Source organism: Polaribacter sp. Z014 (assembly GCF_023555435.1).
Classification (GTDB): Bacteria; Bacteroidota; Bacteroidia; order Flavobacteriales; family Flavobacteriaceae; genus Polaribacter.
Map to the genome: position 1 here is coordinate 1 of NZ_JALCZP010000042.1, position 8,724 is coordinate 8,724.

Sequence of the window (8,724 nt, forward strand, 5' to 3'; positions counted from 1 at the left end):
TTACGTGAGCAATCACAAGTCTACTAAAGGCGGTCATTGCAGAACTTCCGTTGTGAATTGATTTCAAATTGTATTTTTACGTGAGCAATCACAAGAATATCGGTATACATAATAAGCACCTTGCTGTTGTGAATTGATTTCAAATTGTATTTTTACGTGAGCAATCACAAGTATCAATATCGTCTTCATCTGTAGCAATGTGTTGTGAATTGATTTCAAATTGTATTTTTACGTGAGCAATCACAAGCAATTAAATAAAATACCTAGAAAAGCTAGTGTTGTGAATTGATTTCAAATTGTATTTTTACGTGAGCAATCACAAGAGTTATAGAAGATAGTAACCCAGAATACCCGTTGTGAATTGATTTCAAATTGTATTTTTACGTGAGCAATCACAAGTACTATTAAGGGCAACAATAGCAGGGTTATGTTGTGAATTGATTTCAAATTGTATTTTTACGTGAGCAATCACAAGAGAAAGTTTGCATACGAAGCAGACAATAGAGTTGTGAATTGATTTCAAATTGTATTTTTACGTGAGCAATCACAAGAATTGCTTTTGCGAGTGTTCCTAGTTGTGTGTTGTGAATTGATTTCAAATTGTATTTTTACGTGAGCAATCACAAGTTATACCAATCTTAAAACACAATGCGGTTAGTTGTGAATTGATTTCAAATTGTATTTTTACGTGAGCAATCACAAGTTATCTTATTTTCGCCAATTTCTCTTACTAGTTGTGAATTGATTTCAAATTGTATTTTTACGTGAGCAATCACAAGCCCTACGGTTGGCTAAATTCATTATCATGAGTTGTGAATTGATTTCAAATTGTATTTTTACGTGAGCAATCACAAGTACGTAAGCAGGGTATAAAAATGGTTGTGGGTTGTGAATTGATTTCAAATTGTATTTTTACGTGAGCAATCACAAGTGGGAAGAAGAATTAAAGCAGACGTTATTAGTTGTGAATTGATTTCAAATTGTATTTTTACGTGAGCAATCACAAGTACTATTCTTATCTAAAGCAAGTAAAGAATGTTGTGAATTGATTTCAAATTGTATTTTTACGTGAGCAATCACAAGAATCTCTTTATCTAATTTAGTTGTTAACTTGTTGTGAATTGATTTCAAATTGTATTTTTACGTGAGCAATCACAAGTTTAAATAATGTAACTACTTTAACCTCAACGTTGTGAATTGATTTCAAATTGTATTTTTACGTGAGCAATCACAAGTTATCAAATGGAATTGATAAGGCTATTTCTGTTGTGAATTGATTTCAAATTGTATTTTTACGTGAGCAATCACAAGTAAACAATTAAAAAATATAATAGAACAAATGTTGTGAATTGATTTCAAATTGTATTTTTACGTGAGCAATCACAAGTGGTGAAAAAGTTATAGACAATAGAACTTCGTTGTGAATTGATTTCAAATTGTATTTTTACGTGAGCAATCACAAGCACTCATAGGCATAGTGTATGTAAAAGCATGTTGTGAATTGATTTCAAATTGTATTTTTACGTGAGCAATCACAAGAACTAAAACCAAAGGCACGCCCCACGCTTTGTTGTGAATTGATTTCAAATTGTATTTTTACGTGAGCAATCACAAGAATTATTTAACAATTGATGAAGCTTTAACTGTTGTGAATTGATTTCAAATTGTATTTTTACGTGAGCAATCACAAGACTTTCTGCTAATTCTAAAGAGTCATATTTGTTGTGAATTGATTTCAAATTGTATTTTTACGTGAGCAATCACAAGTATGCAAATGTACAGATTAAAGAATACATTGTTGTGAATTGATTTCAAATTGTATTTTTACGTGAGCAATCACAAGATTGCAACCATGCAGCAAATATAAGGTTAAGTTGTGAATTGATTTCAAATTGTATTTTTACGTGAGCAATCACAAGATATTTCTTTTGGTACTTATGACCTACAATGTTGTGAATTGATTTCAAATTGTATTTTTACGTGAGCAATCACAAGCGAACAAAAGAAATTTCTTAACGATGTTTTGTTGTGAATTGATTTCAAATTGTATTTTTACGTGAGCAATCACAAGTATCTTTGGCTTAACGTTACATATTAGATGGTTGTGAATTGATTTCAAATTGTATTTTTACGTGAGCAATCACAAGGTCAATCCCAAAATATTGAGTAAAATCAATACTTTGGGATTCCTTTTTTAGATTAAAAAAATCTATGTTAAGTAAAAGTTGAAGATAATTTATTTTGATTTTTTGTATCCTAATTAAAATAACTGTAGTTGTTGTGTTGGTTGAGGCAAGTCGACTTCTTTTATTCCATGAAATAACTCCATATTACCAAATTGCTTGTCTGTAATTTCTAAAATACAAACCTTACCGTGTTTTGGTAAACTTAGCTTCACTCTCTTAGTATGTACTTTAGCATTTTCTCTACTAGGACAATGTCTTAAATAAATAGAAAATTGGAACATCGTAAACCCATCGTCAATTAATTTTTTACGAAACTGACCTGCTACTTTCCGTTCTCTTTTAGTTTCTGTTGGTAAATCAAAAAATACTAAAACCCACATAATTCTATAAGCGTTATACCTTTTTGATGACATTTTTATTAATCTAGTTCAGGATATTTTATTTGTCGTAAATCTCCTGTAAAGCATTTATATAAACTAGCTGTTGTTGTAGAAACAGCAATAAATAAAGGTCTTACAACTCCATCAATAAATACATCTTGTGTTGCAATTGTTAAAATAGTTGCTTTCGCATCTTTATTTAACTCGTAATTATTGTTATTAATTATATAATTGTAAACTAACTTATCGACAAAAGGTCTATAAGGCTCCATAATATCATCCGCTAAACAATATGCATTGTATTTATTTCTATGAAAAATCCCTAAAACAGGCAATAATCCACTACTAACCAAAGCTCTTGCTACAATACTTCTTAAAACAGCGTACCCAAAATTTAATAAATTATTAGGTTCTTCTCCGTAACGTTCTCTAGAAAAATTCTCAAATAAATGTTTCCAATAAAATTGAGCAGCAATACCTTCTCTATTGGTAGTATCTCCACTTTTTACATGTAGTTTATATTCCGCTAAAGGCTCTGATACTTTATTGTTTAAATCTAAAAGTGTTTTTTGATTTTCTATTTTTTGCTCAACTGTTTGTTTCCAAAGTTGTTTTTTTAAAGGTTCTGAGGCTGCTAATTGATGTTTAATTCTCTCAGAATATTCTGAATGACCATACATTGGTAACATCATACCGAAAGGTAAATGATGCTCATCACAACTTATTACAGCAACGTTGTTTCCTTGAAGCTTTATCAATAATTGATTAGAAATTGTTATCTGATAATGATCGAGCATTAACAAAGCAATATCTTCAATGGGTACAGTTCCTTTAATTTCTTTCGTTTCTGGCTCTTGAACCACTAATTGCTTTTGTTTCAGTTTTAGATAAGAAGGATTTCCAATATAGATGGTTCTTTTTATCATATTTGAGCATTTACACTTCCAATTCTATTTATGTTTAATTTCCAACACCTATCCTTTATCATTCGGTCTTCAATATCCTTTTCCATCTTATTTAAAGCAGAAAACTCCTTTTTATTATAAATAGGTTTGGAGATATCATTTCTTATAAAAAAACATTGAGAATTTGAACTGCTTACCATTTTATAAACTCTAGAAACTTGTTCATTAGATAGATTATTAAAATCGACTAAAGATTTATTTTCTAATTCTTCATCTGTTGGAACATATACCAAATCATTAGGAGAAAGAGTAAATAAAAAGTCTCCCTTTATATTACTTGGCTGAATTGGTAATCGTTTATCTTTAGGAAGTGATGCAGTTTGCTTTTGATGCGCTATAACTTCATTTAAAGGAATGGTTTCAAATACTCTTTTTTTCTTTTCTTCATCGTAATAAATTGCAAAGAATAAATTTGTTCCCTTGGCAGCTTCTACAAACTTAGTTGCTTTAGCACCACTTTCTCCAATACTAAATTTACTACCTTCTTCATAAAAACGTACTTTATAAATTGGATAATGATTTTTACCATTATTTAATACTTTTATATTTTTATTTAAAGCATCAACACCATCCGAGTTAAAAGCTAAATCAAATCTCTCTTTTTGGTCGTCATCTATATAATTTTGTAGATGTCTTTCTAAAATAGTTATTATACCTCCATCAGTAATAGATTCAAGTTGTTTTCTAGTAAACTTTTCATTTAAAGCTGCTCTAGTAGCAGTTGCATTTTCAGACCATTCAAATACTTTTGTTTTAGTAATTTCTTTTCCTTCAATTAAAAGAGGTGATTCCTTTAAATATTTTCTGACTTTTTTTAAATCATTATCAAAAAGAGTTAATAAACTCTTTACTTTTCTTTTAATTGATTTATCTACAATTAAGTCAGGTTTATCTAAATAACTAGTAATATTGCTAAATCCTTTTTTAATCTTTTTTATTTTAACAGCACCAGATACTGTTTCTTTATGCATTGGTTTTCTAATAGCCCAATTTGTTTTATTAGTGGAGTTTGTAGCGTCTTTTTGTTTTTTTAATATTTTTTTAAAAGTTCCATCGCTTTGTGGTTCCCATTGCCAAGTTTTATTATTCGTTTTATTTATGATTCTTAAATTTTGCTTAAAACTGATAATTGTCTTTTCTAAGTCTTCCTTAGCTTCTGTAGAGAAATTTGCCCATGGTAATTGAAAGTGCTTCGTAAAATCTCCTTGTTTGTTTTTTATTAACAAACTCTCTTTTAAACCGTAATTTTCTCTTTCAGAATTTAACGAACCTAAATAATTAGTATGTTTTTTTGTACAACAAGCTATTATTAAAGCATCTAAAGCATGGTGTCTATGATCTATTCTTTTTTTACTGAATCCTCTTGATATTTCATCTGGAACTTTTGTTCTAAAAGCATTTATTTTTGAATCCCATTCCCCAAAATCTTTAGAGTTTGTTAATTCATTTAATCTCATAAATCTAGGAGCAACTATTTCATTCCATTTATCATTTAAACCCCAATCTTGTTTTAACCTAGAAGTAATAGAGCCTGTAACTGGCACAAGACGTTTTGTTGTAGCTTCTTTTTCTCCTTCTTCTCTAACAATATTACTTAAAAGCGTTTTAATAATTTTACTTATATACCTACTATCATTTAATTGTCTGTTTATAAATCCTTCAGGAATATCTTCTGACAATAAGTTATTTAGTTTTGTTCTATTTTTTTTAAAATATTGTTGACAATGTTTCTCGTATTTATCAATATTAAATAAAGTTACTGTATTTCCATTGCTTAGAGTAACTACCCTACCTCCTTCTCCTTTTAAAAACTCATAGGCTGTTTTATTGTCTTTTAATTGATTTACTTCACTTTCACAAATAATCTTATTTGTCATTGAGTTATCAAAATAACGAGATTGTGGAATGATGTGTTCTATTTGATAATCAATAGAAAACAATTTGCTTAAAGGAATCATTTTACCTGTATAAGGAGAAATATAACCTTGTTCTAACCATAACTTATACTTATTAATTTCAGACTTAGTTGGTGAACTACTTTTTCTAATCTTCTCGATATCATCTTCTTTCATTTTAGTAAAAGAAACTTCAGGATTTTGAAAAACACCTTCCTCGTAGATTTTTAAGATTTCTTGATGACTTGGGGAATATGGTCTTATATCATCTTCTGAATCATTTTTAAGTTCTTCTAGTAAAGATTTTATTCTTTCATTAGTATTTTCATTTTCTATATTTCTAGAAGACATTGCTTTACGTTTGTCACTAGAGTTTTTCATTTCTCTACCTAATTCTACATGAATTTCGTTAAAAAAATTAATTTCACCTTTTCCATAATGTTTCCAAATATCTCTCACAACCCGTAACGTTTCTGTAACAACTTGTTCTACTATTGGGTTTCTTAAACTATGCTGTTTAAATTCATTTAGATAGGTGTCAATATCGTTTGGAGATTTCCATGGTTTAATTATACCCGATTCAGAATGACGCTCATAAATAGCATAACAAGCTTGATATGTATTTAAGCCTGTTAAAGGGTTTTTATCTTTATAATTTATAAAGCTTTTTATAAACTGTTTAGGAATTTCATCATCTGCGATCGTTTTTAATCGGTCTTTTTTATCACCTTTAAAAACTTCTTTGTCGTAATTTATACTTTCTAATCTCTCTTGTATTTGTAAAATTCTATTTTTTACATCATCTGAAATTTCAGCTTCATTCCAATATTTCCCCATTCTCATTAAAGGCAATATCTTTTTAATTGCTTTTTCTGAATAGGCACCATAATCATTTTTAAAAGGTGGATATTTTATAAAAGCATCTACAAACGTATCTTTATCTAAATTATTTTTTAATGCAAAAGTATTGATAGCTGCTTCATATTCTTTTTTATCTTTTACAGAATAAATAATGTGCCATAAAGCAATCTCTATTTCTTTAGATAAAAAATCAGTTCCTTTTTCATTCTTTACTTTTTTTAATCTAGACAAAAAAGAAGCTCTAGTTTCGTTTGCAGGATATTTTTTATCTTCTACATAATTCCATCGATAATTTTTCCTATCAATTTTCGCTATCTTTTTATTCTCAACTAAAAAATCAAGAATATGTTTCTGTTCCACTTCTTTTTTATCATTTAAAAAATCATACAGTATAACCCAATCATTATCACTTGTAAAAATATGATCTGTAATATCTTCATCAAACTTACCATTTTCTATATTTTCTTTTTGATGAATTTTTAAATTTTTTAAAAATTGCCACAATCTAAATTCTTGAAATAAAGGATGTGATTTAGCAATACATTTTATCTTTTGTACATTTCTAATTCCATCTTTTATAAAAATTCTTTCTTCATAAGTACAATCAGATATTGTTGATTTTTTACTTTTCAGAGGTCTTTGGTAAAAAATTATATCATCAATAAAGAGATAATCAAAACCATTATCTTTTATATTATTTTGATGCCCTTCATTTCTTGAGTATAATTCATTTACACAAGCTTTGTATAATTCTCTATTCTTTAATTCGGGATGAAATTCTATTTGTGTTTTTAATATTGCTTGTAATTCCTCCTTATAAAACTTTCTTTCAATAGTTTTAACTAGTTTACCTCTAATTTTTTGTGATGAATTATTTAAAAGTGCTTCATAGATATACTGCCCTACAGTTTTAGTACTTTGTTCGATATCTTGTTCAGTTTTCTTTTTAATAGCAATCCAATCTTTTTCAGAATCTACAGCACTAAAACTTCTTCTTATATTACCTTCTTTGTCTAATTTATCGGATCCATCTTTTTCTAACTGAGTAGTTACAATAAACTCTTTAGTTTTACCTAACCAATTATCTAATGGTTCTTTACTTTGCCTTTTATAAACCCAATTATTTTCTAAAATTACATGATACCAAGTTCCTCTTAAATTTTTATCTTCAGTAGCTAAAACCTCTTTTACTTTTAAAGAGTAAAATTCTTTTTTACTTGTTTTACTTTCATCTTCTTCTTCTCCACGTAATTGATAATACCCTCTTTTTTGATTAAAGTTTAAAAGAACCCAAGCTAATTCTTCTTTAGTAATTTTTTCTATTAATGATTTCTTACGAAGATAATAGATAGTCCAATCTAAAGGAATTTTAGTTTCTTTTCCAGCTTCTTTAAATTCAGCAACCATTTCGTTAAAGGAATCCATAAAAATAAATTCATGTTTTCCTTCTTCATTTTTACTATAATTAAGTTTAATCTCAGTATTATCTTTAAACTGACCAAAATATTTTTCGAAATCAATAGATTCTTTATAATGTTTTGGTAAAAAGTTTAAAACATTTAAAACCCTATGCAGTCTTTCTCTTCTTAATAAATTTCTTTGATAAAGTCTTCTAACACCTCTATAACTTGTTCTATTTGCTGTTTGAGAGTGAGATTGTCCTGAATCAAACTTTCCTAAAATATCTTGAGACATAGGAATAATTCTACTTCCTAATCCATTTATTTCTCCTTTTTTATTCTCAAAATCCTGTGAAGTCAAAGCCCAACCTATGGAATTTGTACCAAGGTCTAAACCCAATATTTTTTTCATAATTTTCTTTTTCAATCTGACTTTAAATTTATAATAAAAAAATTAAAACAGTTTACGGATACCCGTATAATCTTTTAATTTTTTTAAGTTATATTTGTAGGACAATTTGAAATCAATTCACAATAAGGATTATTCCGTTGTGAAAACATTTAAAGCGGCAACTTCGGTTGTCGCTTTCTTTTTTGTATCACAAATATCAGTATATTTGAACAGAAATTTATTATAAATCAGAGTACACGTTTCGGTACACGATTTAGTTAAAATAAGGTATAATAGCGTAAAAAATCGGGGTTTTTGTTAAATTCATAACCCTGAGGTCACGGGTTCAAATCCCGTTCTCGCTACAAGTATAGTACGAAAAGTCAAGATTTATATCTTGACTTTTTTTTTGTTTTGATAAAACAAATGGGTACTTTTTAACTACCTATAGCAAAACAATACATATTCCCATAAAAAATATTAATTGTTGTTATATGCGCGCGAAATTACCAGGTCTTCCTTATGTCTAGAACGTTTTACTTTTATTGCTACTGATACATTTTCATTATTTTGAATTGAGAAAGACTTATAAAAAGTGAAGCGCAGCAAAACGGTTTATGCAGTCTGTTCAACTTCAAAATCTTGG

Annotated in this window: 3 protein-coding genes and 1 CRISPR repeat array; all 3 genes read right to left on the bottom strand. The window is 28.3% G+C overall.

Annotation, left to right across the window (positions count from 1 at the left end; translation table 11 throughout):
• Positions 1–49: 49 nt before the first annotated feature.
• Positions 50–2,147: a CRISPR direct-repeat array (repeat unit 46 nt; unit sequence GTTGTGAATTGATTTCAAATTGTATTTTTACGTGAGCAATCACAAG).
• Positions 2,148–2,260: 113 nt separating this feature from the next.
• Genes cas2 through cas9 form a run of 3 tightly spaced genes read right to left on the bottom strand, consistent with a single transcriptional unit; the run spans position 2,261 to position 8,099 of the window.
• Positions 2,261–2,599 carry a CRISPR-associated endonuclease Cas2 gene (cas2, locus tag MPF19_RS18470; protein ID WP_249989758.1) on the bottom strand — a complete coding sequence of 113 codons (339 nt, stop codon included), beginning with the start codon at positions 2,597–2,599 and terminating at the stop codon, positions 2,261–2,263.
• Positions 2,600–2,604: 5 nt separating this feature from the next.
• On the bottom strand, positions 2,605–3,492 hold the full coding sequence (gene cas1, locus MPF19_RS18475; protein WP_249989759.1) for a type II CRISPR-associated endonuclease Cas1: 888 nt from the start codon (positions 3,490–3,492) through the stop codon (positions 2,605–2,607).
• The gene (cas9, locus tag MPF19_RS18480; protein WP_249989760.1) at positions 3,489–8,099 is read right to left on the bottom strand and encodes a type II CRISPR RNA-guided endonuclease Cas9; all 4,611 of its coding nucleotides are present in this window, start codon (positions 8,097–8,099) and stop codon (positions 3,489–3,491) included. Before cas9 ends, cas1 begins: the two co-directional genes overlap by 4 nt.
• Positions 8,100–8,724: the final 625 nt, after the last annotated feature.

Excerpts from the sequence above, each read along its gene's own strand:
- cas2 (WP_249989758.1), bottom strand. The coding sequence starts at position 2,599 with ATGTCATCAAAAAGGTATAACGCTTATAGAATTATGTGGGTTTTAGTA.
- cas1 (WP_249989759.1), bottom strand. The coding sequence starts at position 3,492 with ATGATAAAAAGAACCATCTATATTGGAAATCCTTCTTATCTAAAACTG.
- cas9 (WP_249989760.1), bottom strand. The coding sequence starts at position 8,099 with ATGAAAAAAATATTGGGTTTAGACCTTGGTACAAATTCCATAGGTTGG.